The organism is Streptomyces sp. CA-250714, assembly GCF_050936705.1.
GTDB lineage: Bacteria > Actinomycetota > Actinomycetes > Streptomycetales > Streptomycetaceae > Streptomyces.
This window is the reverse complement of the sequence record NZ_JBNJMI010000001.1, coordinates 1281615-1308088: the sequence shown is the minus strand read 5'-3', so window position 1 is coordinate 1308088 and position 26474 is coordinate 1281615. Positions and strand designations below refer to the sequence as shown.

Below are 26474 nucleotides of genomic sequence, written 5' to 3'. Positions count from 1 at the left end.
GCCCATCGACGACGGGTGCGCTCCCGACCGCGCGCCATGCGGGCCGCGGCGGTCCGGCGCAGAATCGGCAGTGTGGATCTCCCGGTGCTCCCGCCAGTGAAACCGATGCTCGCCAAGCCCGTCGCCGCGGTCCCCGAGGCGCCGCAGGGCGCACCGCGGGGCATGCAGTACGAGGCCAAGTGGGACGGTTTCCGCTGTCTGGTCTTCCGCGAGGGTGCCGAGGTGGAGCTGATCAGCCGGACCGGCAAGTCCCTGGTCCGCTACTTCCCCGAGCTGGTCGACGGGCTCAGGGAGCGGATGCCGCAGCGCTGCGTACTGGACGGCGAGATCGTCCTGCCGCTGGGCGGCCGACTGGACTTCGAGGCGCTCCAGCAGCGCATCCACCCGGCCGCCTCCCGGGTGCGTCTGCTGGCCGAACAAACACCCGTCTCCTTCGTCGCCTTCGACCTGCTGGCACTGGACGACACCGACATGATGGCGGCGCCGCTGGCCGAGCGGCGCAGGACGCTGGAGAAGGCCCTCAAGGGGACCCGCCCTCCGCTGTACCTGGCGCCGGTGACCTACGACAGCGCGGTCGCGCGGGACTGGTTCGCGCAGTACGAGGGCGCCGGGCTGGACGGCGTGGTGGCCAAGCGGACCGACCTGCCGTACCGGCCGGGGGAGCGGGTGATGCTCAAGGTCAAGCACGAGCGCACGGCGGACTGCGTACTGGCCGGACTGCGCCCGCACAAGAGCGGCCCCGAATCGCTCGGCTCACTGCTGCTCGGCCTCTACGACGCGTCCGGGGCGCTCCAGTACGTGGGCGCCTCGTCCTCGTTCCCGGCCACCCGCAGGCGCGAGCTGATGCGTGAGCTGGCCCCGCTGGGCATGGACCGTCCCGAGGAGCACCCGTGGGCCCGCTGGGAGGACGAGGCCGCGCACCTGGAGGGCCGGATGCCGGGCGCACCCAGCAGATGGAGCGGGGGCAAGGACGCCTCCTGGGTGCCGCTGCGGCCCGAGCGGGTGTGCGAGGTGGCCTACGACCACATGGAGGGGGAGCGCTTCCGGCACACGGTGCTTTTCCGCCGCTGGCGCCCGGACCGCGAACCCGCCTCGTGCACGTACGAACAGCTGGAACAGCCGGTGCGCTACGACCTGGAAGAGGCGCTGGGCGGCCGTTGACGCGCGTTCTTGGGCGCTTAAGCCCGCACCTTCCGCGACTCAGCAGGCCGAGTGAGCCGGATCGTCCCCCTCCGGCTGCGGCAGCCCGGCGGCAAGCGAGGCGAAGCACGAGTCGAGCGTCGCCAGCAGCTCCTCCGCAGGTGACTCCGGGTCCCAGGCGCGGATCGAGGACCGCAGCACCGTCAGTCCGATCCCGCCCAGCAGCCGGGGATAGAGGGCGTCCGGTGGCAGCCCGGTGCGCTCGGCGACCGCGTCGGCCAGTGCCTCGGCGATACTGCTGTTGCTGTGCAGCAGTTTGGGGACCAGTTCCGGATGGGCCCCCAACAGCCGACGCCGGTCCCGCCAGCCGGGGTCGGCGACCAGCGCGGGGACGGCGGTACGCAGCGCCTGGTGCAGCGCCTCCGGCGGAGCCTCACCCGCGGGGCGCCCGGTGAGCAGTTCGCCGAGCCGGCCGGCCAGCCGGCGGTCCCAGTCGAAGACCGCGTCGTCCTTTGTCTCGAAGTAGTTGAAGAAGGTGCGCTGGGAGACCCCTGCCGCCTCGCAGATGTCCTGCACGGTGACGGCCGAGGGGCCGCGCTCCAGGTACATCCGTACGGCGGCGGCCCGCAGCGCCGACCGCGTCTCCAGCTTCTTGCGCTCCCGAAGCCCCTGGGCGGCGGCCTCGGTAGTCCGGTCGGCCATCTGTGCTCCCGTGCTGTTCCGCCCTCTGACCTGCCCTTTCTCGGCGTTCTCTATAGTAGTGCATTTTTGCAGTGCTGCATCTTTCTGTTAGAGTCGCTAATCATTGGCTAGGCCACGTAATTGGAGGCGGACCCTGCCCATGGCGGAACACAAGGCGGCGGAACACAAGGCGGATCCGGCGAGCGGAGAAGGCGGCACCTCCACGCTCGGCGCGACCGTACGCACCCTGGCGGAGACGCTCTGGTTCCCGGCGTTCTTCTTCGCCGGCTTCCTCGTCTGCTACCTGCTGCCGTTCCACAACCCGGTGCCGCACCACGTGGACGTGGCCGTGGCGGGCCCGTCGGCCGGCCAACTCGAGCAGGGCCTCGAACACAAGAGCCCCGGCGCCTTCGACATCCACCACGTCGCCGACGCGCAGGCGGCGCACGACGCCGTCACCGGCCGCGACGTCACCGCCGCCTATGTGCCCGACGCCGAGCACCCCCAGCTCTACGTCGCCAAGGCCGACGGCTACTCGCTGGAATCCGTCCTCCAGAAGACCTTCACCGGCGTCGCCCAGCAGAGCGGCGGCCGGCTACAGGTCCACGAAGCGGCCCCCACAGCGCCCGGCGACGGCATGGGCACCGGGCTGTTCTACCTCGTACTCGCCTGCACCATCCCGTCGTACGTCAGCGTGATGATGCTGTTGCGGGCCACCACTCTCGGACGGCGCAAGAAGGTCATCACCCTGGTGTCCATCGGCGTGGTGGAGAGCGTCGTCGCCTTCTTCGTGGCGCGTGCCATGGACGTGGTCCCGAACGAGCCGCTGGCCATTCCGCTGGTCTTCCTGATGACCCAGGCGGTCGCGCTGACCTCGTACGGGCTCGTCCCCTTCTGCAAGCAGTTCTTCCCCGGCGTGGCCATGGGCCTCTTCGTGCTGCTGAGCATGCCCTCCAGCGGTGGTGCGATACCCGTCCAGATGGTGCCCGGCTTCTTCCGGGCGCTGCACCCGATCATGCCGATGGGCAATCTGATCGAGGCGCTGCGCGGGCTGTTCTACTTCGGCGGAAAGGACGTCTGGCGGCACGCCCTGGTCATCTGCGCCTGGGTGCTCGCCGGTGTCGCCCTCATCGCGCTCGGCGCCTGGAAGGAGCGCCGCGCGGCACGCAGGGCAGCCGAGGACGCGGGGGACGGCGACGAGGCGCAGCCGGCGCCCACGCCGGCCGAGCCGCCGGTCGAGGACCCCTCCTTCGAACTGCCGCAGCCCAGCGCGGTGGTCCCGCACAGCCACCGCATGGGCAGGCAGGACCCCAACCTGACCGGGCAGGTCACCGACGAGCGCGGCCGGCCGCTCCCCGGAGTCGCCATCACGGTCACCGGCACCCACGGCAGGGAACTGGTACGCGCGATCACCGACCAGCGCGGCGAGTACGCGGCAGCCGGCCTGTCCGACCAGTTCGTCAACGTGATCGCCAGTAGCCCCGACCGGCTCGCCGCCGTCGCCCGCGTCCAGATACGCGAAGGCCGCCCGGCCCGGCACGACTTCCGCCTGACCCCCCGACCGGCTCCGCACGAGCGGGCGGCTTCTTCCCGCGTGGTCAGCGGCTGAACAGCGTGCTGGAGAGCACCACATAGACGGTGGTGCCCGCGAAGATGCTCAACAGGGCGCTGCGGCGCCACAGATGGAGACCGACGGTGGTGGCCAGCGCTGCCGCCGGGGCGAGCGCGCTCGGGTCGGCCGGCCGCACATCGCGCAGACAGTAGACGAGCAGGATCACCATCACGCCGGCGGGCATGCGCGTACTGAGGTACCGGACCGTCCCGCTCTCCCGCAGCGGGGCCAGCGCGGCGAAGGGCAGGGCGCGCAACATCCAAGTGAGAGCGACGGAGACGGCGACGGCGGCGAGCAGATAGCGGGTCTCAGGCATGGCGCGGCTTCCTCCGGGCGGCGAAGTGGCGGGCCAGCAGCCCGGCGCTGAACAGGGCGAAGGCGACCGGCAGCAACTGGCCGGGCAGGAGCAGCCGGGCGGCCAGCGCACTGACCAGCGCGAGCGCTGGCGTGGACAGATCGCCGCGCCGGGCGCCGACGGCATCGAGGGCGAGGACGGTGAACAGGGCGGTCAGGGCGAAGTCCAGGCCGGTGACGCTGTCGGGGATCAGCGAGCCGAGCAGGGCACCGGCGGTGGCGCTACCGGCCCAGTACACGTGGAGGAACGCCTGGAGGCACAGGATGCGCCTGCCGGACCAGGAGCGGGCCTGCTCGCTGGTGGTCAGCGCGTACGCCTCGTCGGTCAGGCCGAAGGTGCCGTACGCCTTGCCGAGCAGCCGCTGCACGCGGTGCAGCGGGAAGGACAGCGCGTAGAAGACATGCCGGATGTTGACCAGGAAGGCGGTCAGGGCAACCGTCGTCAGCGGGACGAGCGCGGTGGTCAGCCCTACGAGCAGGAACTCGAACGATCCGGCGTAGATCAGCGCACTGAAGGCGCTCGCCCACCACCAGTCGAGGCCGGAGTGGGTGACGAACACCCCGAAGGCCACGCCGAGCGGCACCATCCCCAGCCCGACCGAGGCCGAGTCCCGCAACGCCCCCAGGGCATCCGACCGCGCCGCGGATCCCGGCGCCGGACCCCCGGCGTCGGCGGGAGCTGGGGCGGGGTCGGGCGCGGGAGGCCGCGTGACAGCGGACGGAGGTATTTCCATGCCCGCAATTTTAGGAGAATTCCAGCCTCATCCGATTGCCAATCATGGCTGTAGGCTGGCTGTATGAGCAATGTAGCGGCTCTCGATGCGGTCGACCGAGAAATTTTGTTTCAGCTCCGTCGGGACGGACGGCTCGCCAACGTCGAACTGGCCAAGCGGGTCGGGCTGACGCCGCCGCCCTGTCTGCGCCGGGTCAAACGGCTGGAGGAGGCCGGCGTCATCGTCGGCTACCGGGCCGTCATCGATCCGGAAGCCGAGGGCCGCGGACTGGAGGTGCTGGTCGACGTGGAGGTGGGCGCCACCGACCAGAAGACCATCGAGAAGTTCGAGAGCACCGTGGCCGCGTATGAGGAAGTGGTCGAATTCCGCCGCATGTTCGGCCGCCCTGACTACTTCCTCCGCGTCGCGGTCGCCGACCACGCCGCCTACGACGCCTTCGTCATCGGCAAGCTCACAGGGTTGCCCGGCGTCCTGCGCGTTGAGTCGCACCTGACCATGAAGAAGATCAAAGCCGATCTGTGACGGGCGGATCGCCGACCGTACGACGGTGTCAGGGGGGCCGGCGGATGGCATGCCGTCGTCACGCTCGCGGCGAGGCTGTCCGGCATGAGCCACCACCCGCCCCGGCGGTGCCGTGCGCACCCGCAATGGGTACTGCCGGTACCGCCGAGGGGCGGTGGGGCCACCAGCGCGTGGGCGCGTCAGGCGCTGGGGGTGTCCGGGCCGCCGTCGGGCTGGGCCGCCTGTGCTTCCGCAGCGCGTCGTACCTCGGCCATGTCCAGCTGACGGGCCTGGCCGATCAGGTCCTCCAGCGCGGCCTCGGGCAGCGCGCCGGGCTGCGAGAACACCAGGGTGCGGTCCCGGATGATCGCGAGGGTCGGGATGGACTGCACCTCGAAGGCGGCGGCGAGCTCCTGCTGGGCCTCCGTGTCGACCTTGGCGAAGGTCAGATCCGAGTGCCGCTCGGCAGCGGCCTCGTACACCGGCGCGAAGCTGCGGCAGGGGCCGCACCAGGAGGCCCAGAAGTCGATCAGGACGAAGTCGTTTTCCGAGACCGTCTCCTCGAAGTTTTCCTTGGTCAGCTCGATCGTGCTCATGCTGTCTCCTGCAATGGGGGCATCAGGACGGGCCGCGCCCTGGGGCCGGTGAACATCATTTCCGGGATCCACATTCCCGGGGACCGTTCCCGGCACAGCCATGGCAACACACCCGCGGCACTGTCGGCACGGCCGGGTACGCACCCGGCAGGGACACCTTTCCGCTGCCACGCTGAAGGAGTGAGCGACATGGTCCGCCGTACGCGGGTGATGACCATGAACGTACTGGCGCCCCAGTACGCCGACGGCACCGCCCGGCGGGCGGTCCTGGCGCGGGAGCTGCGGCGCCTGCGCCCCGATGTGCTCGCGCTTCAGGAGGTGACCCGCCAGGACGTGGCAGCCCTCACCGAGGACGGCTGGTACACCGCCCCGCACCCGCGGTGGTCCGCCGACGGTGTGGGGGCTGTCCTGGCGGCCCGCGCGCCGTTCGGGCCGGTGGTGACGGATCCGCTCCAGGTCACCGCCCGCACGGTGCGTACCGACTGGTGCGGAGCAGTCGCCGCCCAGCTGCCGCTGCCCGAGCCGCTCGGCACACTGCTGCTCGTCCATCACAAGCCGAGCTGGCCCTACGACTACGAACGCGAACGGGAGCTCCAGGCACTCGCCGCCGTCCGGCTCGCCGATCAGGCCGCCGGACGTCCCGTACGCCACACCGTTCTGCTCGGCGACCTCGACGCCACACCGGACGCCGCGAGCCTCCGGTTCCTTCGGGGGTTGCAGTCGCTGGACGGCAGCAGCGTGTGCTTCCAGGACGCCTGGTCCGCCGTGCACCCCGGCGAGCCCGGACCCACCTTCAGCCCCGGCAACCGCCTCGTACGGGACGGCGACATGCCGACTGCGGTGGACCGCCGTATCGACCACATCCTGGTGCGCTGTAGCGCGCACGGGGCCAGCCTCCGGGTCTCCTCCTGTGAGCGGGTCCTGGTGGAGCCGGTGAACGGGGTGCAGGCGAGCGATCACTATGGTCTGGTCGCCGATCTGACACTGCCGGACCATCCGCCGGGCAGGTGGGCGGTGCAGCAGTGAACCGAATCGCGCGCCCTCACTGTCCGGCGTCCGGTTCACCGTTCCGGAGATGTGGCGACTCAGGGGCGTCTGCCTGCACCTCTCGTAGGTCGAAGCCGCCGCGGCCGTCGAACCGCACCTCGACCACCGTGTCGAACCCGTCCGCAGGGGTCGGCCTGAGCAGTCGCTCATGAGTGGCGTGTACGCCGACGTCCGGTACGCGGGCACGGCCTTCGCGGGCGGCGTTGCGGCGCAGCGACGCCGCGAGGTCCGGCGGAAACCAGTACGCCGTCACCCGCGCGCCATGGGAGCGGCCGAGGAGCACCAGAGGGGTCCACTCGCGCGGTGAGGGGTTGGTGTTGTCGACGGCGACGGCCTGCCCGGCGGACAGCGCTTCGTCGATCAGCCGCAGCTGACGCTGCTGCTTGCGCCGGGCGGAACGGGGGAACCGATCCTTGCTCACCAGGGTGTGACCGGCGAGGTGCTGCCGGTAGAAGGTGGATTTCCCGGCAGCCTGGAGCCCGACCAGTACAGCCAACTCCGGACCGGTCTGCTCGGGCGGTGTCTGCCTCGCCATCTCGCCTCTCGGAGTGGCCCCGGGGCCACGCGGCCAAACGGGGTACCGACCGCGCACCCGTAGGCGGAAGCGCTCACCGGCAAGCAACTCCGCCAATGAAGCGATCAATTCGATCGTTTTTGATGCAACTCTTGAGCGTTCTTTCGGGGGAGCGTACACAACGCTCATGTTCAAGTCTTCCTCCCCGCGATTCGATCGCCGGGCACTGCTGCGCGCGGGCGGTGGCGCCTCCCTCGCATTCACTCTGACCGGTACCGCCGCGGCCGGTACCGCTCTGTCCCCCGCACCGGCCGCCGCGCAGCTCGGCGAGCAAGGTGCCGGTGCCGAGGACGAGTTCGCGCGGCTGCGCGCACGCTGGCGTGAACTCGTCCTGGGCAGCGGATTCCGCCCGACTGCCGAACCCTTCAAGAGCCGCCTGGCCGACCTCGGCAGACAGGCGGCGGAATGGCGCGCCGAAATGAGACCGGCCGCCGGGTCGCTGTGGCCCGACGCGGTATGGGCCGACCCCGAACCGGACACCGACTCCGAGTCGTACGGCTTCTCCGACAAGATCCAGGTCTCCGCCACCCGACTGCTGACCATGGCCACCGCGTACGTGCAGCCCGGCACCGGTCTGACAGGAGACACCGGACTGCGCGCGGACGTGCTCACCGGCATGGACCATCTCGTCGAGCGGGTCTACAACGAGCGGCAGCAGCGCTACGGCAACTGGTACAACTGGCAGATCGGCGCACCGCAGGCGCTGCTGGACAGCTGCGTACTGCTCTTCGACCAGCTGGGCGCCGACCGGGTCGCGCGCCTCGTCGCCGCTGTCGACCACTTCGTGCCCGACTCGGCGGTGGCACGCTACGAGGGCACCAGCACCGGCGCCAACCGCGTCGACCTGTGCCGGGTTCTGGCGCTGCGCGGGCTGGTCGGCAGGTCCTCGGCCAAGGTGGCGCTGGCCCGGGACGCGCTCTCGCCGGTCTTCCCGTATGTGACCGGCGGCGACGGTCTCTACCGGGACGGCTCCTTCGTGCAGCACCGCAACGTCGCCTACACCGGCTCCTACGGTGCGGTGTTCCTGGGCGGTCTGGGCCTGCTGTTCACGTTGCTGGCCGACTCGACCTGGCAGATCACCGACCCGGGCCGGCAGATCGTCCTCGACTCCGTCGAACACGCCTGGGCGCCCTTTCTGCACAACGGGCTCGTCATGGACTGCGTGTCCGGGCGTGCCATCAGCCGCGGCCTGCCCAAGAACGCGAAGCCCGGCGCGGCACCGCAGGACGACCATGTACGCGGCCACAGCATCATCGCCTCGATCGCCCTCATGGCACAGGGAGCGAGCGCGGCGGAGCGGTCGCGCTGGCGCGGCATGGTCAAGGGCTGGCTGCACCGCGACCGCTACCGGCCCGCGCTGACCGACAGCGCGCTGGACGTGCCACGGCTCGCCCGGCTGCGGGAGATCGAGGACGACGACGCGGTACGCCCGCTGCCCGAACCCCATGGGCACCGGCTGTTCGCCGCCATGGACCGGGCTGTGCACCGACGCGCCGGCTGGACGGCCGCCCTCGGCATGGCCTCCCGCCGCATCGCCCACTACGAGTACGGCAACGGCGAGAACGCCCGCGGCTGGCACACCGGTTCGGGAATGCTCTCCTGGTGGGCCGACGGCCACGACGGCCAGTACTCCGACGCTTTCTGGCCGACCGTCGACCCCTACCGGCTGCCGGGCACGACAGTCTCCATGAAACGGCTCACGGACGGCCACGGAGGCAACTGGGGCCAGCCGGTGCCGGACGCCGACTGGGTGGGCGGCGCAACCGACGGCAGCTACGCGGCAGTCGGCCAGGACCTGCGCGGGCCGTTCAGCACGCTCAAGACGCGCAAGTCCTGGTTCTTCGCCGACGAGGAGATCGTCTGCCTGGGAGCCGGTATCAGCTGCGCCGACGGGACGGCCGTCGAGACAGTCGTCGACAACCGAAACCTGGGCGCGGACGGCGACCCCCTTCTCGTCGTCGACGGGCACCCACAGGACGACCGTTCCGCCGCCCGTACGCGTACAGCCCGCTGGGCCCACCTCGCCGGGCACGGCGGCTACTACTTCCCGGCAGGCGCACAGCTGCACACCCGACGCGAGACACGTACGGGCCGCTGGAGCGACATCAACGCGGGCGGCTCGGACAAGGAGTTCAGCCGCCGCTACCAGACGCTGTCCATGCACCACGGGACCGACCCGGAGGGCGAGGAGTACGCGTACGTCCTGCTGCCCGCGGCGAGCCGGGCCCGGACCGCCGCATACGCCGCCTCCGCACGCGGCAGGCTGACGATCCTGGCCAACGACGCGGACCGGCAGGGCATCCGGCTGCCCCGGATCGGTGTCACCGCCGTGAACTTCTGGACGGCGGGGGAGGCCGGCACCCTCACCGCTGACGGCCCCTGCTCGGTCCTCGTACGCGAGAAGCGGGACGGCACGGCGGTGCTCTGCGTGGCCGACCCCTCCCGCTCCCGCGAGGAACTCCGGATCCGCTGGGAGCATCCCGTCGCCTCGGTTCTCTCCAAACCATCCACGGTGACCGCCGTCGAGACCGGATCCTCGCTCGGCCTCCGCTTCGCCGGGCTCCAGCGCACAGGCGGCACCACCCAGACGGTCAAAGTGCGGCTCCGCTAGGCCGGACCGGCACGGCCGCGCTCCCCACACAACAGAGGCGCGCGCTTCCCCCACAACAGAGAAAGGACTCCCCCCATGCGCATACGCCGCACAGTCCGACTGCTCCGCCGTACGGCCCCGGTGCCCCTCGCGGTCGCGCTCTGTCTGCTGGCCGCGCCTGCGGCACAGGCCGAGGTCCTGTGGGACGGTGACGCCTCGGGCGGCACGGGAGTCTTCGACTCCCTGCTGTGCGAAGCTCCGGGAAGCGTCACCGCACAGGACAACCACGACGGCCGGGGCGAGGTCTTCAAGTTCAACAAGCCGCTGGGCGTCAAGCGGTGCGAGGCGCACGGTGCCGCCGGGCTGACCTTCCGCAACAACAGCACGTACTACCTGGGCTGGGACACCAGGACCAACACCGACGACGCGGCCACGATCTTCCAATGGAAGTCCTGCGGCACCGGTGACCAGCACCAGCAGAACTACCCCGTGATCATCAAGGTCGAGGGCGGCCGGCTGAAGCTGTTCCATATCGAGGCCGGCGAGAAGTGGACCCTCAAGTGGAGCACGCCGGTGCGGAAGGACACCTGGAAGCGGATCGTGCTGGGCATCCACACCTCCTCCTCCGCAGGCAGCGGCTGGGTGGAGATGTACTACAACGGCACCAAGGTGGCCCGCTTCTCCGGCCGCACCTGGGACGACCTGGGCAACGACACACGGTGGGGCAGCTACGGCGCCGAGGTCGAGAACAAGCGCGCCATCAACTGGATCGACGGCCTCAGGATCGGTACCAGCCACGCCGACGCGGCGTGACCGCCGGGACGCACAACTGTCACCCGCTCTCGTCCCCCAGGTCGGAGCTGCCGCGCAGCTCCACGTGGGTCCCCGGGGTGTGAAGTTCCAGGACGACGAGTTCGTTGCGTCCTGTCGCCCACAGTGGCGCCGGGGCGTACAGGGTGCGCTGCGGGCCCATGTCCCAATAGCGGCCCAGGCAGCGGCCGTTGAGCCAGACGACACCCTTCGTCCAGCCGGGGAGGGCGACGAAACAGTCGGCCGACGGCTCGTTGAGGCGTACGGGGACGCGGTGGAAGGCCGGTCCCCGGGCGGCGGCCGGTGCGGCGACGAAGGTGAGGGGGCTCAGGTCCGTCAGGGGAAGGGGGCGGATCTCCCAGTCGAACAGATACTGGTTGTCGAGCCGTACACCGCCGCTGATGCCCTTCGGATCGGCCAGCGGCGGGCCGTAGTTGATCCGGCCCTGGTTCTCGACCAGCACGTCCAGCGTGGCCCCGCCCGCGGGCACCTGGACGGGCAGCCCCGCCTGCGGGGCGTTGCGGTGGAGCACACCGATCTCCTGGCCGTCCAGGAAGAGCTGGGCGCGGTCGCCGAGGCCGTCGATGTGCACGGTCGCTTCGGGGCGCGGGCCGCTCACTCCGGTCCGGTAGTGGATCAGTCCGAGCGACTGGCCGAGTCGTTCCATCGGTTCGGTCGCGACCCTGCGGACCGGAGTGGACAGTACGTCGAGATGGTCGGCGAGCGGCGCGACACCGTCCGGGGCGGCCGTACGGGGAGCCAGGCGCCGGGAGGCCGGGGGAGGGGGCGGCGGCGTGCGGCCGGTGTGCCGGGCGATGACGTCCCGGAAGAGGTGGAATTTCGCGGTCAGTTCGCCGGCTTCGCCGATCGGTGCGTCGTAGTCGTAGCTGGTGACGGTGGGCTGGTAGGCGGTGCCGTCGTGGTTCGCCCCGTTGTACCAGCCGAAGTTGGTGCCGCCGTGGCCCATGTAGATGTTGACCGAAGCTCCGGCGGCCAGCATGCGGTGCAGCACATCCGCTGCTTCCGCCGCGTCGCGCGTGTGGTGCGGCTCGCCCCAGTGGTCGAACCAGCCGTGCCAGAACTCCGTGCACATCAGCGGGCCGTGCGGCTGGTAGCGGCGCAGCGTGGCCAGCGAGTCCTCCGGACGGGAGCCGAAGGTCGCGGTGGCGAGCAGCGGGGGCAGGGCGCCGCCTTGGAGCATGGCGTCGGTGGGGCCGTCGGCGGTGAACAGCAGACAGTCCAGTCCGCGGCGCAGCAGTCCGGCCCGCAGATGTTCGAGGTAGCCGCGGTCGTTCCCGTAACTGCCGTACTCGTTCTCGACCTGCACGGCCACCAGGGGCCCGCCGCGGGAGCACTGGAGGGGCAGCAGTTGCGGTATCAGCGCGTCGAACCAGCGGTCCACGGCGGCCAGATAGGGCTCGTCACGACAGCGCAGCCGGATGCCGGGGGCGGCCAGCAGCCAGCCGGGCAGCCCTCCGAATTCCCACTCCGCGCAGATGTAGGGCCCCGGCCGGACGATCACGTCCAGGCCGAGGTTGCCCGCCATCCGTACGAAGGCCGCCACGTCCTGGCCCCCGGAGAAGTCGTAGCTGCCCGGCTCCGGCTCGTGGACGTTCCATGCGACGTACGTCTCGATCGTGTTGACTCCCAGCGCCCGCAGCCGCTCCAGTCGGTCGGCCCACTGCTGGGGCAGGACCCGGAAGTAGTGCACGGCTGCCGAGATGATCTGGTGCGGGCGGCCGTCGCGCACGAATCCGGTGGCGTCTACGGTGAGCGAGCGCGCGTGGTCCGGCACGGCCGACCCCTTTCCGATCGTTTGATCGATAGCGATCAATTCGAGCGAGAGCGTACCCTACCTGCTGTGCGGCGATCACCTGCTGTGCAGCCAACGGAACCGATCAGCCCAGATCGAGAAGCCCAGGAGGACCGGCTTTGCGAGTGCACGTGGATCAGCGCCACCAGCGGGTGCTGGAGATCGTCCGGCGGCGCGGCAGCCTGCGGGTCGCCGAGCTCGCCGAGGAGCTCGGGGTGTCCGCGGTGACCGTGCGCCGCGACGTGGAGGCGCTGGCGGGGCAGGGCCTGCTGCGGCGGCTGCACGGGGCCGTGGTCTGGCCGGAGGAGGGGGCCGCTGCCGCCACCGCGCCGCCCGCCGCCACTGCCGCCGGGACCGCCGTCGCCGCCGGGGCTGCCGCTGCCGCCGGTGCGGAATCGCCCCCCGCCGTCGTCGGCATGGTGGTCCCCAGCACCGAGCACTACTTCGCCGAGCTGGTGCGCGGCGCACAGGAGGAACTGGCCGCCCGGGGCGGCCGCGTGGTGGTGGGCATCTCCAACTACCGGCGTACCGAGGACGAGGCGCAGGTCGCCCGGATGCTCGACAGCGGCGTCGACGGCCTGTTGCTGGTCCCCGTCTGGGAGCACGGGGTGCCGGAGCCCGAGCAGGAACGTGCGCTGCTCGGGCTGCCGCTGCCGACCGTGGTGGTGGACCGGCGCGTCCTGCCGGGCAGTCCGCTGGCCGCCGCGCTGGACGTGGTGCGCTCCGACCACGTGGCGGGTGCGGCACGTGCCGTGCACCACCTCGCCGCGCTCGGCCACGAGGAGATCGCGCTGCTGGTCCGGGAGACGCCCAACACGCCGCAGGTGATGGCCGGTTGGGACGCCGGGTTCCGGGCGCTCGCCCGGGCGGAGCCCCCGCAACCGATCCTCATGGACCCGCCCGCCGACCCGGCCGGCATCGACACGGCCGTCGGTGAACTGTGCGAGGCGATCGAGCGGCGGGGCGTGCGAGCCGCACTCGTGCACAACGATCAGGACGCGCTGGGCGTGCTGCAACGACTGACCGACCGCGGGCTGCGGGTGCCCGAGGACCTGGCCCTGGTCGCTTACGAGGACGACATGGCAGCCCTCGCCAACGTGCCGCTCACCGCGGTGGCACCGCCGCGCCGGGCGGTGGGCGCAGCGGCGGTACGACGGCTGCTCGACCGGCTGCCGGGCGGCAGCGCCGACAGCAGCGGCAGCAGCGGTGCGGAACCGGCAGCCGGGCCCTGCCAACACCTCGCGCTCGTACCGGAGTTGCACGTACGCGCTTCCTGCGGAGGCCGCACGGCGGGAGCGGAGAAGAAGGCGTAGCCGTACCCGAACAAGACGATCAAACAAGCTGATTGTTTCGATTGAATTGTGCGTTCGGTCTTGACGGTGATCGAGGTGTGCGCGAAGGATGGCGGCCGTTCACCTCAACCGCAGAGGTCCCCGTAGGAGTCAGCGCGATGAAGGTCCCCTCTCGCACGCCCCGTTCGCCCCGCACCTTCCGGCTCACCCGAACCGCTGCCCTGTCGGCCGCCGCCCTCGCCACCGCGCTGCTCGCCACAGCCTGCGGGCAGGGCGGCACGGACGCGTCCGGCGACGGCAAGCAGGTCACCCTCACCTATTGGTCCTGGACCAGCGGGGCGAAGGAAACGGTCAAGGCGTTCAACAAGACGCATGACGACATCAAGGTGAAGTTCTCCAAGGTCCCCGCGGGCCCCGACGGCGTCACCAAGCTGTCCAACGCCGTCAAGGGCGGCAATGCGCCCGACGTGGCCACCATGGACTACGCCGTCGTCGCGGACTTCGCCAGCCAGGGCAACCTGGAAGACCTCTCCGACGCGTCCGGCGCGCTGGTCGAGGAACGCTTCCCCAAGGCACTGGGCAGCCTGGTCACTCTCGGCGGCAAGACCTGGGCAGTGCCGTTCGATGTGACGCCCCTTCAGCTCTTCTACCGTAAGGACCTCTTCGCCAAGCGCGACATCGAGGTGCCCAGGACCTGGAAGGAGTACCGGGCAGCCGCCGAGAAGCTGCGCAAGGCCGACCCGTCCGTCCGGATCACCAACTTCGGTGGCGGCGACCCGTCCCTCCTCGCGGGCCTCGCCTGGCAGGCGGGTGCGCGCTGGTACGGCACCCGTGGCCAGGCGTGGACTGTGCGGATGACCGACCCGAAGTCCCAGCAAGGTCGCCGCGTACTGGGACGACCTGATCCGGGACAAGCTGGTCTCGAAGACGCCGCTGTGGAGCGAGGGCGAGACCAAGGAGCGGGCGAGCGGCAAGCTGGCCACCGTGCTCGGCGCCGCCTGGACCGCGGGCGCCTTGCAGACCAGCTACCCGGACCTGAAGGGCAAGTGGGGTATCGCCCCGCTGCCCACCTGGGACGGTGAACCCGCCACCGGAATGTACGGCGGCACCTCCTACGTCGTACCCAAGGGCAGCGAGAAGACCGAGGCCGCCGCGGAGTTCATCAAGTGGGTGACCACCGACCAGGCCGCGATGAAGGCCCGGCTCAGCGCCGAGTCCGCGCCCAGCAGCGCGCTGCCCGCCGTCCCCGCGATGCGGAAAGCGGCGGCTGCCGCGTACGACGGCGGCTACTTCAAGGGGCAGGACGTCTACGGTCTCGCCGGAAAGGCAGCCGGCACCATCGTGCCCGGCTGGACCTGGGGTCCGGTCCACCAGCAGGCGACCACCGCGATGCTGGAGGCAGCGGCCGACAAGACCGCGTCGCTCACAAAGGGGCAGCGCAGCGCCACCAAGGCCATCCGCGACCGCGGGCTCGAGCTCGCCAAGTGACCGGGAGACCCCACGTGGCAGCGACCATGCCCAGACCCCCGGCCCGCGGGACGGGGTCAGCAACCGGCTCGGGACCAGCCACCGGCGCAGGACCAGGCACCGGCCCGGCAGCCGACACCGGGCCAGCAGCTGACACCGAGACCGGCACCAGCGCCGGCCCGGCAGTTGGCACCGGCACCCACTCCGGCCGCTCCGGCGCCCGGATTCCGAGCGGCACGCGCACCCCGCAGCGTGGCCGGAGCGGCGTGCGCGCCCCGCAGCGGGGGCGGCGCGGCACGCTCGTAATCCTGCTGGCGCCGTTCTTCGTGCTCTTCGCTGCCGTCACCGTGTTGCCCGTCGGATACGCGGCATGGATGAGCCTGTACCGCGAGGAGTCCTCCGGGCTCGGATTCGGCGGTACGACCCGCGTGTTCGCCGGGCTCGGCAACTACACCAGGGCGCTCGGCGATCCGGCGTTTCAGACTTCGCTGACGCATATGCTCGCGTACTGCCTGCTCTACATCCCCGTCATGATCGGCGGCGCGCTGCTCCTCGCGCTGCTGCTGGACTCGGCGATGGCACGTGCCCGGCGGTTCTTCCAGATCGCGCTGTTCCTGCCGCATGCCGTACCGGCGCTGATCGCCGCGCTTGTCTGGCTCTACCTCTACACCCCCGGGCTCAGCCCGGTCACCGGCGCGCTCTCGGCCCTCGGCGGGCACTGGGACTTCCTCGCCGCCGACCACGCCCTCTACTCCGTGGTCAACATCTCCGCCTGGCAGTGGATGGGCTACAACGTGATCATTTTCTACGCGGGGCTCCAGGCCGTGCCGCGGGAGACCCTGGAGGCCGCGACCGTGGACGGGGCAGGCGCCGTCCGTACCGCCTGGTCGGTCAAGGTCCCGATGATCCGCCCGACCGTCATCGTCACCCTGCTGTTCACCTGTGTCGGCGCGGTCCAGCTCTTCGACGCGCCCAAGGTCGTCCAGTCCCGCTCCGGCGGCATGGGGTCCGACTGGTCGCCGACGATGTACATCCTCAGCACCGCCTTCGACGCACACGACTACGGCCTGGCCGCTGCCGCCTCGCTCCTGCTGGCGTTGCTGGCCGGTGGCCTGTCCTTTGTCGTCACCACGCTCGGCAACCGCTGGAGGGCGGCATGACCAGCCTCCGTACGGACCGGGCTCGCGCCACTCGTACGCCGGTCACCTCGCGGCTGGTCGTCAACGCGCTGCTCGCGGTGTCCGCCCTCTACGCCCTGATGCCGCTCAGCTGGCTGCTCGTCGCGGCGACCAAGGACCGCGGCGATCTGTTCTCCACCGGCGCCTTCGCACTCGCCGACTTCCAGCTGTTCGCCAACCTCGGGGAGCTCTTCAGCTACGGCGACGGTATCTATCTGCGCTGGCTGGGCAACACGGTGCTCTACACCGTGGTCGCCTCCGTGCTCTCCAGTCTGGTGAGCGTCGCCGCGGGGTACGCGTTCGACAAGTACGCCTTCCGTGGCAAACGGTTCGGCTTCGGGGTCGTCCTCGTCGGCGTTCTCGTGCCCTCGACGGTGCTCCAACTGCCGCTGTATCTGCTGGCGTCGGCGGCGGGCCTGGTGAACACCTACTGGGCCGTTCTGCTGCCCAGCCTGGTCAACCCCTTCGGTGTCTACCTCGCCCGCGTCTTCTCCGAGGGATATGTGCCCGACGAGACCCTGGAGGCGGCCCGCGTCGACGGCGCCGGTGAGCTGCGCACCTTCGCCAGGGTCGCGCTGCCGATGCTCGCCCCGGGCTTTGTGACGATCTTCCTGTTCACCCTCACGGCCACCTGGAACAACTTCTACGGCGCGCTGATGATGCTCAACGACGAGAAGCTGTTCCCCGTCAGCCTGGGGTTGTTCACCTGGAACAGCAGCGTGCAGCAGCAGCCCCAGCTCTACCCGCTGGTGATCGTCGGCTCCCTCGTCGCCGTACTGCCCCTGGTGGCCGCCTTCCTCTTCCTCCAGCGCTTCTGGCGCTCCGGACTGACCGCGGGAGCTGTGAAGTGACCGAGCCCGACCCGCCCGTGACCGAGCCGCCGGTGACCGAGGACCCACCCGTGACCGATCCCGATCCGCTCGGCGGCGGGCGTCGTCGGCCGTACGCCGTACTGGCCATGAGCGCCGACACCCGGGAAGCCGTATGGGACACCGCCGCCGCACTGGAGCGCCTGGCGTCTCTCGCGCGTATCGACACCACCCTGCTCGTCACCGACTTCGCCACCCGCGACCCGGCCGTCAGCGGCACCCTGTCACGTGTCGAGGTGCTGCTCACCGGGTGGGGCTGCCCGCCGTTGACCGGGCGGGCGCTGGCCCGGATGCCGCGGCTGCGGGCGGTGATCCACGCCGCCGGCAGCGTCAAACACCACCTCACCGCGCAGGCGTGGGAGCGCGGGCTGGCCGTCTCCACCGCGGCTGCCGCGAACGCCCTCCCGGTCGCCGAGTTCACCCTCGCGGCCATCCTCTTCTCCGGCAAACGTGTCCTGGCGGGCGCGCACGCCTACCGCATCCGGCGCGCGCAGGTGGATCTGCTCGCCCGCTTCCCGGACGCGGGCAACTACCGCAGGACCGTCGGTGTGGTGGGCGCCTCGCTCGTCGGCCGCCGGGTGCTGGAACTGCTGCGCGGCTTCGACCTCGACGTCCTGCTCCACGACCCCTACGTCGGTGCCCGGGAGGCGCGGGTGCTGGGCGCCGAAGCCGTCGCCTTGGACGAACTGGCTCGGCGCAGCGACATCGTCACCCTGCACGCCCCGGAACTGCCCAGCACCCACCGGATGTTCGACGCCGCGCGGCTGTCCCTCCTGCGGGACGGCGCCACCCTCGTCAACACAGCGCGTGGCTCACTCGTCGACACCGAGGCGCTCACCAAGGAGCTGGTCGCGGGCCGGCTGCACGCGGTCCTCGACCACACCGACCCGCTGGTCCTGCCCGCCGACTCCCCGCTGTACGACCTGCCCAACGTGCTGCTCACCCCGCATCTCGCCGGCTCACTCGGCCGCGAACTGGGCCGCCTGGCCACCTCGGCCCTGGACGAGCTGGACCGCTACACCCGCGGCGAGCCCTTCCTCCACCGCGTCGACCCCCGCACCCTCGCCTACTCGGCGTGACCGATCAGCGGCTCGGCGGCGGGCGCCGGGTGGCCCTGCGTGTCGTGGGCGTCCAGGGAATGCTCGCCCGGCCCGTGATGAGCGATTGTGCCGCAGGCGATTGTGCTCCGGCCGGTTTTGTGCGGTGGGGCAGCCGGGGAGGTGTTTCCGGAGGCGGTAATGGGGAGCGGCTTGGGTGGAGCCGGGCAGTTCGCCTTCCGTTCGAGAGCGCGCCCGGGAAACCGACAGCTCGGCGAGGGGTGGCGGACGATGACCGGCAGGAGACAGGACCACGCGGTCGAACCGTTGAGTGAGGCGGCCGCACTCGCCTACGTACACGGGATCTGTTTCAAGACGGGCCCACCGCGCCGCGTCGGCGTCGAACTCGAATGGCTGGTCCGCCCGCTGCAGTCCGCCACCGGCGGCCCGCGCGGGCGCCCCGCACCACAGCCTCCCCCGCCCGCCGCAGCCGGAGGCCCACAGCCGGGCCCCCGTCCGGCGCCGCCCCACCAGACGCCGCCTCACCAGGCGCCGCCCCACGAACTCCCGCACCAGGCCGGGCCCGGCGCGCGGGTCGGGGCGAGCGCCCTCCGCGCCGCCGCCACCGCGCTGAGCGGCGTACCCCTCACCTCCGCCATCACCCTCGAGCCGGGCGGGCAACTGGAGTTCAGCTCCCAGCCCGCTGCCTCGCTCGCCGCCTGTGTCCAGGCGGTCTCCGCGGATCTCGCCGCCGCCCGCGCACATCTTCGCCGGCACGGCATCGCTCTCGTCGGCCACGGCCTCGACTCCCGCCCGCCGCTGCGGCTGCTGGAGGACCGGCGCTATCGCGCCATGGAGACGTACTTCGACCGCACCGGCCCGGCCGGCCGGGCGATGATGTGCTCCTCAGCGTCCGTACAGATCTGCCTCGACGCGGGCACCACCGAGCCGGGACCGCTCGGTGTGGGGCGCCGCTGGCTGCTCGCGCATCTGCTGGGCGCCGTCCTCACGGCGGCGTTCGCCAACTCACCGGCCACCGAGGGGCCCTGGTCAGGTTGGCGTTCGGCCCGGCAGGGGGTGTGGGCCGCGCTCGACGGCTACCGCAACCTCGCGCCGCCCGAGAGCGGCCGCGACCCACGGGAGGCGTGGGCGCGGTACGCGCTGGACGCGCCGCTGCTCTGCGTACGCACCGCTCAGGGGCCGTGGACGGTGCCCGGCGACGGGATGACGTTCCGCCAGTGGATCCGGCGGAGCACCCGCGCCGGACCCGGCCGACAGCGGCTCCGGCCGCCCCGGCTGGACGATCTCGTGTACCACCTGACGACCCTCTTCCCGCCCGTACGCCCCCGGGGACACCTGGAGCTGCGGATGATCGACGCGCAGCCGGGACCGGACGGCTGGATCGTGCCCCTGGCGGTGACCACGGCACTGTTCGACGACGCACAGGCGAGCGAGAGCGCCTACCGCGTCGTCAAGCCGCTGGCCGATCTCGCCGCCGGCGGGCCTGCTCCCCGTAACGCCCTCTGGGAACGCGCAGCCAGGGACGGGCTCACCGACCCCGAACTGCACGCCGCGGCCCGCGACTGTTTCGACCTCGCCCGGCGGGCACTGCCCCGGCTGGGTGCTGGACGGCAGGTGCGCGCCGCCGTCGAGGAGTTCACCGGCCGCTATGTGGTGCCGGGCCGCTGCCCCGCGGACGACCGGCTCGACGGCCCCGCCGATGACCGGCTCGACGGGAGCGGTACCGCCTCCGGACCGGCCCCACCTGCGCAGACCGACCCCGAAGCGACTGCCTCAGCCCCCGGACAGCCCGAGACCACCCCCGGACAGCAGGGAGAACCATGGTGACCGCCGCTGAGGGGCGCGCCGCGCTGCGCGCCCACGCGTTCGATGCCCTCAGCCGTGCCCGTACCCGCACACTGGCGCTCTCCGACTGTGTCGAGGACGCCGAACTGACAGCACAGCACTCCCCGTTGATGTCTCCGCTGGTGTGGGACATGGCGCACATCGGCAACCAGGAGGAGCAGTGGCTGCTGCGGGCCGTGGGCGGCCAGGCACCGCTGCGGCCCGAGATCGACTCGCTCTACGACGCCTTCGAACATCCCCGCGCCGAGCGCCCCTCGCTGCCGCTGCTGCCGCCCGACGAGGCCCGCGCCTACCTGGCCCAGGTCCGCGGGCACGCCTTCCGGGTCCTGGAGCACGCGGAACTGTCCGGGCGCCCGCTGGTGGCGGACGGGTTCGCGTTCGGCATGATCGCCCAGCATGAGCAGCAGCACGCCGAAACCATGCTCATCACCCACCAGCTGCGCCGCGGCCCGGCGGCACTGAGCGCACCGCCGCCGCCCGCGGCGCCCGCCGGGCCGGAGCAACTGCCCGGCGAAGCACTCGTCCCCGCGGGCCCGTTCACCATGGGGACCGACGACGACCCGTGGGCGCTGGACAACGAGCGTCCGGCGCACCTCCGCGAGCTGCCCGCCTTCTGCATCGACACCCTGCCGGTCAGCAATGGCGCCTACCTGCGCTTCATCGAGGACGGCGGCTACGCGGACCCGCGCTGGTGGACCCCAGCGGGCTGGGACCATGTGCGGCGCAACGGGCTGCGGGCGCCGCTGTTCTGGAGGCGGGAGCAGGACCGCTGGTGGCGCCGCCGCTTCGGGGTACGCGAACCCGTGCCGGAAGCCGAACCGGTGCTGCACGTGAGCTGGTACGAGGCCGACGCCTACGCCCGGTGGGCCGGACGGCGGCTGCCCACCGAGGCCGAATGGGAGAAGGCGGCCCGCTTCGACCCGGCTACCGGCCGCAGCCGCCGCTTCCCCTGGGGCGAGGCGGACCCCGCGCCCGACCGCGCCAATCTGGGCCAGCGGCACCTGGGCCCCGCACCCGTTGGCGGTTACCCCGCGGGCGCCTCCCCACTGGGCGTACGGCAGCTGATGGGTGAGGTGTGGGAATGGACCTCCAGCGACTTCGCGCCCTACCCCGGCTTCACCGCCTTCCCCTACCGGGAGTACTCGGAAGTCTTCTTCGGCCCCACCTACAAAGTGCTGCGGGGCGGCTGCTTCGGCACGGACCCGGTGGTCGCCCGTGCGACGTTCCGCAACTGGGACTACCCGGTGCGCCGGCAGATCTTCGCGGGCTTCCGCACCGCCCGCACCCCGCTGCCGGAGGAACTCGCGTGAGCGCCCCGAGTGTCGCGGACCGGGCGCGGGGCGGCAGCCGGAACCGAGCCACGGGCGGCCGCTGATGTGCCGGCACCTGGCCCATCTGGGCCCCGCCCGCCCGCTGGGGGACCTGCTGCTGGCCCCGCCGTACTCACTGCACCGCCAGTCGTGGGCGCCGCGCCGGCAGGAGCACGGCACCGTCAACGCCGACGGGTTCGGCGTCGGCTGGTACGCGGACGGCGACCCGGTGCCGGCCCGCTACCGCCGCGCCGGGCCGATCTGGGCGGACGCCTTCTTCCCCGATCTGTGCCGGGTCGTGCGCTCCTCCGCGCTGCTGGCCGCCGTACGGGACGCGACGACCGGCTGCGCTGCGGGCGAGTCGGCCGCCGCTCCCTACACCGAGGGACCGTGGCTCTTCAGCCACAACGGCGCGCTGACCGGCTGGCCCGGCTCGGTCGCCCGGATCGCGGCCGCGCTGCCCCCGCAGGAGCTGCTGGGCCTGGAGGCGCGCTGCGACTCCGCGTTGGCCTGGGCGCTGGTACTGCACCTGCTGCGGGCGGGCAACGGGCCCGGCCCCGCGCTGGCCGAGGCCGCCGCGCAACTGGCCGTCTCCGCACCCGGATCCCGGCTCAACTTCCTGCTGACCGATGGCCGCACACTGGCCGCAACCGCCTACGGCGACACGCTCTGGTATCTGCTGGAGCCCGGCAGATCCCTCACCGTCGCCTCCGAACCGCACGACACGGACCCCGGCTGGCGGCCGGTCCCCGACGCACATCTGCTCACCGGCGACCCGGGCGGCATCGAACTGACCGCCCTGAAGGAGTCTCACGCGTGACCCCGAACTCCCGGTTCACCCTCACCCGCACCCTGCCCGCGAACGCCACCGCTGCCGCACTGGCCACCGACGTCACCCAGGGACTGACCCGCTTCCCCAAGACGCTGCCGCCCAAGTGGTTCTACGACGCACGCGGCAGCGAACTGTTCGAACAGATCACCGCGCTCCCCGACTACTATCCGACCCGCGCCGAAGCGTGGATACTCCAGGACTCGGCACCCGGGATAGCCCAACTCACCGGCGCGCGCACCCTGGTCGAACTGGGCTCCGGATCCTCGTACAAGACCCGGCTGCTGCTGGACGCACTCGGTACCCCGCTGACCTATGTGCCCGTCGACGTCAGCGAGTCCGCGCTGGCCGACGCCGGGCACGCCCTGCTCGCCGACCACCCCGGGGTCACCGTGCACGCCCTTGTCGCCGACTTCCAGCACCGGCTGCCGCTGCCGCAATGCCCGGAACCGAAGATCATCGCCTTCCTCGGCGGCACCGTGGGCAATCTGCTGCCCGCCGAGCGTGCCCGGTTCCTGGCCTCCGTGCGCGCCCGCCTCGGACCCGAGGACGCCCTTCTGCTGGGTACGGACCTGGTCAAGGATCCCGCCACCCTGGTCGCCGCCTACGACGATCCGGAGGGCGTCACCGCCGCCTTCAACAAGAACGTGCTGCACGTGCTGAACCGCGAACTGGGCGCCGACTTCGATCCGGACGACTTCTCCCACGTCGCCGTCTGGGACAGCGAGAACGAGTGGATCGAGATGCGGCTGCGGGCCCGCAGGGCGCTCGGCGTCAAGCTGCCCGCCGTCGATCTGAGCGTCGACTTCCAGCCCGGGGAAGAGCTGCGCACCGAGGTCTCGGCGAAGTTCCGGCGACAGGGCGTCCGCGCCGAGCTCGCCGCCGCCGGGCTACGGCTGCACCGTTGGTGGACCGACCCCGGCCACCGCTTCGCGCTCAGCCTCGCCGTACCCGCTCCGGTCGCGCCGTGAGGGCCGCGGTGCACATGCTGGGAGGGTGCGGTACGAGCAGACCACCACCGTTGACGCGGGGACCGCGGATGCGGTGTTCGCGTATGTCGCCGGGCAGCTGTTGCAGCGGGATTTGCCGGTCGAGGTGGACGACGGCAGCCGCACCGCTGTGTGGGGGTCGGCCGGCGGTGACTGCGCGGGCCAGCTGTACGTCACCGACGCGCGGCCCCGCGGGGTGCGCGTGACGGTCGCCGTCGAGACTCACCCCGCCGCAGCTGCGCGGGTCCGCGCCGAACTCGATCAGGCCCTCGCCGCGCTCGCCGCCCGCCGGTAGTCGGCCGGGTGCCGCCCGGTGGTGGGTGCTGCGCTTGCCCACCCTGCGCCCTGGGGGCACCTCCCGGCCGGAGGCTGGGGGAGCAGACTGCCCAAGCGCAGTTGTTGGTTGCGTCTGCCCAAGCGCAGCCCTGGGGCGGGCTTCCCGAGCTCCCCCAGCGCAGCCAAGGGGGTTCGGGGGCGTAGCCCCCGAATCCATTCCCGCCGGAACGGCGCGCAGCCACGACGGCGAGGGTCCGGCGGCATCCGCGACGGCCGCAGCCCTCACGTTCGGCGAGCGGTCAACGGCTGAGCTCGACCTTTCCGAACAGCGCGGCGTATCCGCTGGGCAGCTGGCTGAGCAGTTGGTTGAGTTCGCCGCCGGAGACGGCGTCGGCGAGGGTGGACAGGACGGCGCTGGCGTCCCACTCGGCGGTACGGGGCCGGGCGTTGGTGAGCTCGGCGACGTGGGCGCAGAACTGCTCGACGCCGTACGTCTCCGGCGGCTCCTCCCCGGCCTCGGCCACGATCGGCCCCAGCGGACCAGGTAGCTGGGCCGCCAGCTCCTGTGTCTTGACAGGGGTGATCCGGGAGGCGAGCACACTCAGTACCGCCCGGGTGACCTCTTCGGCCTCCGCCCGGTTCTGGTACTCACCGCGCTCGCGCACCTGGGCCAGGAACTCGTCGTACCTCATGGTCAGCTCCTTCGTTCCGCTGGACCAGTGCTCTCTCCGCCACGCGGTACCCCGTCCCGCGGCATCTATGGCCCGGTCGGCAGGCCGGTGTAGTTCTCGGCGAGCTCCGCCGCCGCATGGCGGGAGGTGGCGATCCGGTCGAGCTGCGAGAGCTGGAGGCGGGTGTCGAAGGAGGACTGGCCTGGGGCGGTGTGCAGGGTCGTGGTCATGAAGTACGAGAAGTGCTCGGCCCGCCACACCCGCCGCAGACAGGTGTCCGAGTAGCCGTCGAGCAGCTCGGTCGACCCCGTCTCGTGCAGCTGGGCGAAGGCGCGCGCCAGCACCGTCACGTCGGAGGCGGCGAGATTGAGCCCCTTGGCGCCGGTCGGCGGGACGATGTGCGCCGCGTCCCCGGCGAGCAGGACCCGGCCGTACCGCAGGGGTTCGGTCACCGAGCTGCGCATCGGAAGGACCGACTTCTGGGTGATGGGCCCGCGGTTGAGCCGCCAGTCCCCGTCGGCGCCGAGGCGGGCTTCCAGCTCGTCCCAGATCCGCTCGTCGGGCCAGGTGGCCGGGTCGGTTCCGTTCGGCACCTGGAGGTACAGCCGGCTGACGGCGGGCGAGCGCATGCTGGCCAGCGCGAAGCCCCGCTCGGAGTGGGCGTAGATCAACTCGTCGTAGCAGGGCGGCGCCTGCGCGAGGATGCCCAGCCACGAGTACGGATAGCCGCGCTCGTGCACGCTGCGTGCGTGCTCCGGGACGGCGTGCCGCACCACGCCGTGGTACCCGTCGCAGCCGACGACATAGTCGCAGGTGAGCGTCCTCTCCCGCCCCTCATGGGTGTAGTGGACGGTGCAGCGGTCGGTGTCCGCGCCGGTCACGGACCGCACCGGCGCCTCGAACAGCAGCGGACCGCCCTCCTTCAGCTGGAGGGCTATGAGGTCCTTGACGACTTCCGTCTGTGCGTGGACCCATACCCGTCGGCCGCCCGTGAGGGCGGGGAAGTCGATGCGGTGGCGGCGGCCGGCGAACCGGAGCTCGATGCCGTCGTGCGGCAGCCCCTCGCGGTCGAGCCGCGACGCCGCGCCCGCCCGGCGCAGCGTGTCCACGGTGCTCTGCTCCAGGATCCCGGCCCGCTGCCGCTGCTCGACGTACGTACGGTCCCGGCTCTCCAGGACGACGCAGTCGATGCCGCTCAGGTGGAGCAGCCGGGCGAGTAGCAGCCCCGCGGGGCCCGCGCCCACGACGGCCACCTGTGTGTGGCGGGGAGGCGTCATACGCGGATCTCTCCTTCGTCGGTGCCGCCGTGGATGCCGCCGTGGATGCCGCCGTGGGTGCCGCCGTCGGCGCGGCCCCAGTGGGCCAGCAGTGCGGCGGTGACCGCGTCGCTGCGCTCCACGCCCGCCAGATGTGCGGCCCCCGACAGCTCGACGAGGGAGGCGCCGGGAATGCCTTCGGCCAGTTCATGGGCGTGCGGCGGCGGTGTTGCCGGGTCCTGGAGACCGGCGACGACCAGCGTGGGCGCGGTGACCCGGTGCAGTTCGGCCCGCAGATCGAGGGTGCTCAGCGCGTCGCAGCAGGCGGCGTAACCGGCGGAGTCGACCGCCGCGAGGTCGGCGAGCAGCCGGCTGCCCGTTCCGCTGGCTGCGGTGGTGGCCGGGTCGGCGAACCAGCGTCCTGGCGTCTGGTCGAGCAGCGCCCGGGTGCCTTCGCCGCGCACCAGCGCGGCCCGCTCCCGCCAGCCTTCCGGCTCCCCGAACCGGGCCGAGGAGCACACCAGCGCCAGCGAGTCGACGCGCTCGGGACGGTGCACGGCGAGGTAGGTGCCGATGGCGCCGCCGAGGGAGATACCCGCGTAGCGGAAGCTCGGCCAGCCGTGGTGGTCCGCGAGCGCGAGCACCTGCCCGGCCAGCTCCTCCACGGTGGTGCGGCCCGGCGCGGGGTCGGCGAGGACACTGGTGGGGGAGCCGCCATGCCCCGGCAGGTCGTACCGCAACACCCGGTGATGTCGTACCGACGCGGCCAGTTGGGGCTCCCAGACGGCGAACGAGGTGCCGAGGGAGGGCCCGAGAATCAGCGGCCTCCCGTCGGCCGGGCCGTCGAGCCGGTGGTGGAGCAGGGTCATGGTGCCTCCTCGGGGCGCTGCACGGCCGATGGTGCGTTGGATTCGGTGGGCGCGCCCGCTGCGCCGAGCTCGGTGGATTCGGTGGGTGCGCCGGGCGCGCCGGGCTCGGTGGG

General features: G+C 71.8%; 24 protein-coding genes and 1 pseudogene. 16 read left to right on the top strand and 9 right to left on the bottom strand.

The window, feature by feature from the left end:
- Positions 1 to 72: 72 nt before the first annotated feature.
- Positions 73 to 1161 carry an ATP-dependent DNA ligase gene (locus ACQEU8_RS05945; protein WP_433097551.1) on the top strand — a complete coding sequence of 363 codons (1089 nt, stop codon included), beginning with the start codon at positions 73 to 75 and terminating at the stop codon, positions 1159 to 1161.
- 39 nt (positions 1162 to 1200) lie between these two features.
- Here the strand turns inward: ACQEU8_RS05945 and ACQEU8_RS05940 are convergent, their stop codons facing one another.
- Complete coding sequence (locus ACQEU8_RS05940) at positions 1201 to 1842, bottom strand: TetR/AcrR family transcriptional regulator (protein WP_433097549.1); 642 nt, start codon at positions 1840 to 1842, stop codon at positions 1201 to 1203.
- Between the two features lie 139 nt (positions 1843 to 1981).
- Between ACQEU8_RS05940 and ACQEU8_RS05935 the strand changes: the two genes are divergently transcribed.
- On the top strand, positions 1982 to 3430 hold the full coding sequence (locus ACQEU8_RS05935; RefSeq protein ID WP_433097547.1) for a carboxypeptidase regulatory-like domain-containing protein: 1449 nt from the start codon (positions 1982 to 1984) through the stop codon (positions 3428 to 3430).
- Here the strand turns inward: ACQEU8_RS05935 and ACQEU8_RS05930 are convergent.
- Together ACQEU8_RS05930 and ACQEU8_RS05925 are read right to left on the bottom strand one after the other, a co-directional pair.
- Entirely contained in the window at positions 3420 to 3749 is a 330-nt protein-coding gene (locus ACQEU8_RS05930; RefSeq protein WP_433097545.1) for a branched-chain amino acid transporter permease, read from the bottom strand. The two genes, ACQEU8_RS05935 and ACQEU8_RS05930, sit on opposite strands and share 11 nt — an antisense overlap.
- Positions 3742 to 4374: an AzlC family ABC transporter permease gene (locus ACQEU8_RS05925; protein WP_433102173.1), complete on the bottom strand. Its 633-nt coding sequence runs from the start codon at positions 4372 to 4374 to the stop codon at positions 3742 to 3744. The genes ACQEU8_RS05930 and ACQEU8_RS05925 overlap by 8 nt, the downstream gene beginning before the upstream one ends.
- A gap of 210 nt (positions 4375 to 4584) precedes the next feature.
- Here ACQEU8_RS05925 and ACQEU8_RS05920 point away from each other — a divergent pair, with 210 nt between their 5' ends.
- Positions 4585 to 5043 carry an Lrp/AsnC family transcriptional regulator gene (locus ACQEU8_RS05920; RefSeq protein WP_433097543.1) on the top strand — a complete coding sequence of 153 codons (459 nt, stop codon included), beginning with the start codon at positions 4585 to 4587 and terminating at the stop codon, positions 5041 to 5043.
- Positions 5044 to 5222: 179 nt separating this feature from the next.
- On the opposite strand, the gene trxA is transcribed toward ACQEU8_RS05920, so the two are convergent.
- Positions 5223 to 5618, bottom strand: coding sequence for a thioredoxin (trxA, locus tag ACQEU8_RS05915; protein WP_433097541.1), 396 nt, complete (start codon positions 5616 to 5618; stop codon positions 5223 to 5225).
- 189 nt (positions 5619 to 5807) lie between these two features.
- Here trxA and ACQEU8_RS05910 point away from each other — a divergent pair, with 189 nt between their 5' ends.
- Positions 5808 to 6644, top strand: a complete 837-nt coding sequence (locus tag ACQEU8_RS05910; protein WP_433102171.1) for an endonuclease/exonuclease/phosphatase family protein — start codon at positions 5808 to 5810, stop codon at positions 6642 to 6644.
- 16 nt (positions 6645 to 6660) lie between these two features.
- Here ACQEU8_RS05910 and ACQEU8_RS05905 read toward each other — a convergent pair whose 3' ends face one another.
- Positions 6661 to 7200: an AAA family ATPase gene (locus ACQEU8_RS05905; RefSeq protein WP_433097539.1), complete on the bottom strand. Its 540-nt coding sequence runs from the start codon at positions 7198 to 7200 to the stop codon at positions 6661 to 6663.
- 166 nt (positions 7201 to 7366) lie between these two features.
- Here ACQEU8_RS05905 and ACQEU8_RS05900 point away from each other — a divergent pair, with 166 nt between their 5' ends.
- Entirely contained in the window at positions 7367 to 9850 is a 2484-nt protein-coding gene (locus tag ACQEU8_RS05900; RefSeq protein WP_433097537.1) for a polysaccharide lyase 8 family protein, read from the top strand.
- Positions 9851 to 9925: 75 nt separating this feature from the next.
- Positions 9926 to 10642: a heparin lyase I family protein gene (locus ACQEU8_RS05895; protein WP_433097535.1), complete on the top strand. Its 717-nt coding sequence runs from the start codon at positions 9926 to 9928 to the stop codon at positions 10640 to 10642.
- A gap of 19 nt (positions 10643 to 10661) precedes the next feature.
- Here the strand turns inward: ACQEU8_RS05895 and ACQEU8_RS05890 are convergent, their stop codons facing one another.
- Positions 10662 to 12434, bottom strand: coding sequence for a glycoside hydrolase family 35 protein (locus ACQEU8_RS05890; RefSeq protein ID WP_433097533.1), 1773 nt, complete (start codon positions 12432 to 12434; stop codon positions 10662 to 10664).
- A 137-nt stretch (positions 12435 to 12571) separates the two neighbouring features.
- Between ACQEU8_RS05890 and ACQEU8_RS05885 the strand changes: the two genes are divergently transcribed.
- From ACQEU8_RS05885 to ACQEU8_RS05840, 10 genes and pseudogenes are all read left to right on the top strand, one after another.
- Positions 12572 to 13765, top strand: a complete 1194-nt coding sequence (locus ACQEU8_RS05885) for a substrate-binding domain-containing protein (protein WP_433097531.1) — start codon at positions 12572 to 12574, stop codon at positions 13763 to 13765.
- A gap of 137 nt (positions 13766 to 13902) precedes the next feature.
- Positions 13903 to 15232 (top strand): annotated as a pseudogene (locus ACQEU8_RS05880) (ABC transporter substrate-binding protein).
- A 290-nt stretch (positions 15233 to 15522) separates the two neighbouring features.
- Positions 15523 to 16371, top strand: a complete 849-nt coding sequence (locus tag ACQEU8_RS05875; protein WP_433102169.1) for a carbohydrate ABC transporter permease — start codon at positions 15523 to 15525, stop codon at positions 16369 to 16371.
- Positions 16368 to 17240, top strand: a complete 873-nt coding sequence (locus tag ACQEU8_RS05870) for a carbohydrate ABC transporter permease (protein ID WP_433097529.1) — start codon at positions 16368 to 16370, stop codon at positions 17238 to 17240. Before ACQEU8_RS05875 ends, ACQEU8_RS05870 begins: the two co-directional genes overlap by 4 nt.
- 107 nt (positions 17241 to 17347) lie before the next feature.
- Complete coding sequence (locus tag ACQEU8_RS05865) at positions 17348 to 18337, top strand: hydroxyacid dehydrogenase (protein WP_433102167.1); 990 nt, start codon at positions 17348 to 17350, stop codon at positions 18335 to 18337.
- 249 nt (positions 18338 to 18586) lie between these two features.
- Positions 18587 to 20143 (top strand): ergothioneine biosynthesis glutamate--cysteine ligase EgtA, encoded by a 1557-nt coding sequence (gene egtA / locus ACQEU8_RS05860; protein WP_433097527.1) that lies wholly within the window; start codon positions 18587 to 18589, stop codon positions 20141 to 20143.
- Positions 20137 to 21471, top strand: coding sequence for an ergothioneine biosynthesis protein EgtB (gene egtB / locus ACQEU8_RS05855; protein ID WP_433097525.1), 1335 nt, complete (start codon positions 20137 to 20139; stop codon positions 21469 to 21471). Before egtA ends, egtB begins: the two co-directional genes overlap by 7 nt.
- Positions 21472 to 21535: 64 nt before the next feature.
- Positions 21536 to 22291, top strand: coding sequence for an ergothioneine biosynthesis protein EgtC (egtC, locus tag ACQEU8_RS05850; protein WP_433097524.1), 756 nt, complete (start codon positions 21536 to 21538; stop codon positions 22289 to 22291).
- Positions 22288 to 23271, top strand: coding sequence for an L-histidine N(alpha)-methyltransferase (gene egtD, locus ACQEU8_RS05845; RefSeq protein ID WP_433097522.1), 984 nt, complete (start codon positions 22288 to 22290; stop codon positions 23269 to 23271). Before egtC ends, egtD begins: the two co-directional genes overlap by 4 nt.
- Positions 23272 to 23296: 25 nt before the next feature.
- Positions 23297 to 23584: a hypothetical protein gene (locus ACQEU8_RS05840; protein ID WP_433097520.1), complete on the top strand. Its 288-nt coding sequence runs from the start codon at positions 23297 to 23299 to the stop codon at positions 23582 to 23584.
- 280 nt (positions 23585 to 23864) lie between these two features.
- Here ACQEU8_RS05840 and ACQEU8_RS05835 read toward each other — a convergent pair whose 3' ends face one another.
- The 3 genes from ACQEU8_RS05835 to ACQEU8_RS05825 all read right to left on the bottom strand — a co-directional run bounded on the left by ACQEU8_RS05835 (position 23865) and on the right by ACQEU8_RS05825 (position 26361).
- Entirely contained in the window at positions 23865 to 24257 is a 393-nt protein-coding gene (locus ACQEU8_RS05835) for a DUF2267 domain-containing protein (RefSeq protein ID WP_433097518.1), read from the bottom strand.
- A 65-nt stretch (positions 24258 to 24322) separates the two neighbouring features.
- Positions 24323 to 25513: a 4-hydroxybenzoate 3-monooxygenase gene (locus ACQEU8_RS05830; RefSeq protein ID WP_433097516.1), complete on the bottom strand. Its 1191-nt coding sequence runs from the start codon at positions 25511 to 25513 to the stop codon at positions 24323 to 24325.
- Positions 25510 to 26361, bottom strand: coding sequence for an alpha/beta fold hydrolase (locus tag ACQEU8_RS05825; protein WP_433097514.1), 852 nt, complete (start codon positions 26359 to 26361; stop codon positions 25510 to 25512). Before ACQEU8_RS05825 ends, ACQEU8_RS05830 begins: the two co-directional genes overlap by 4 nt.
- Positions 26362 to 26474 lie beyond the last annotated feature (113 nt).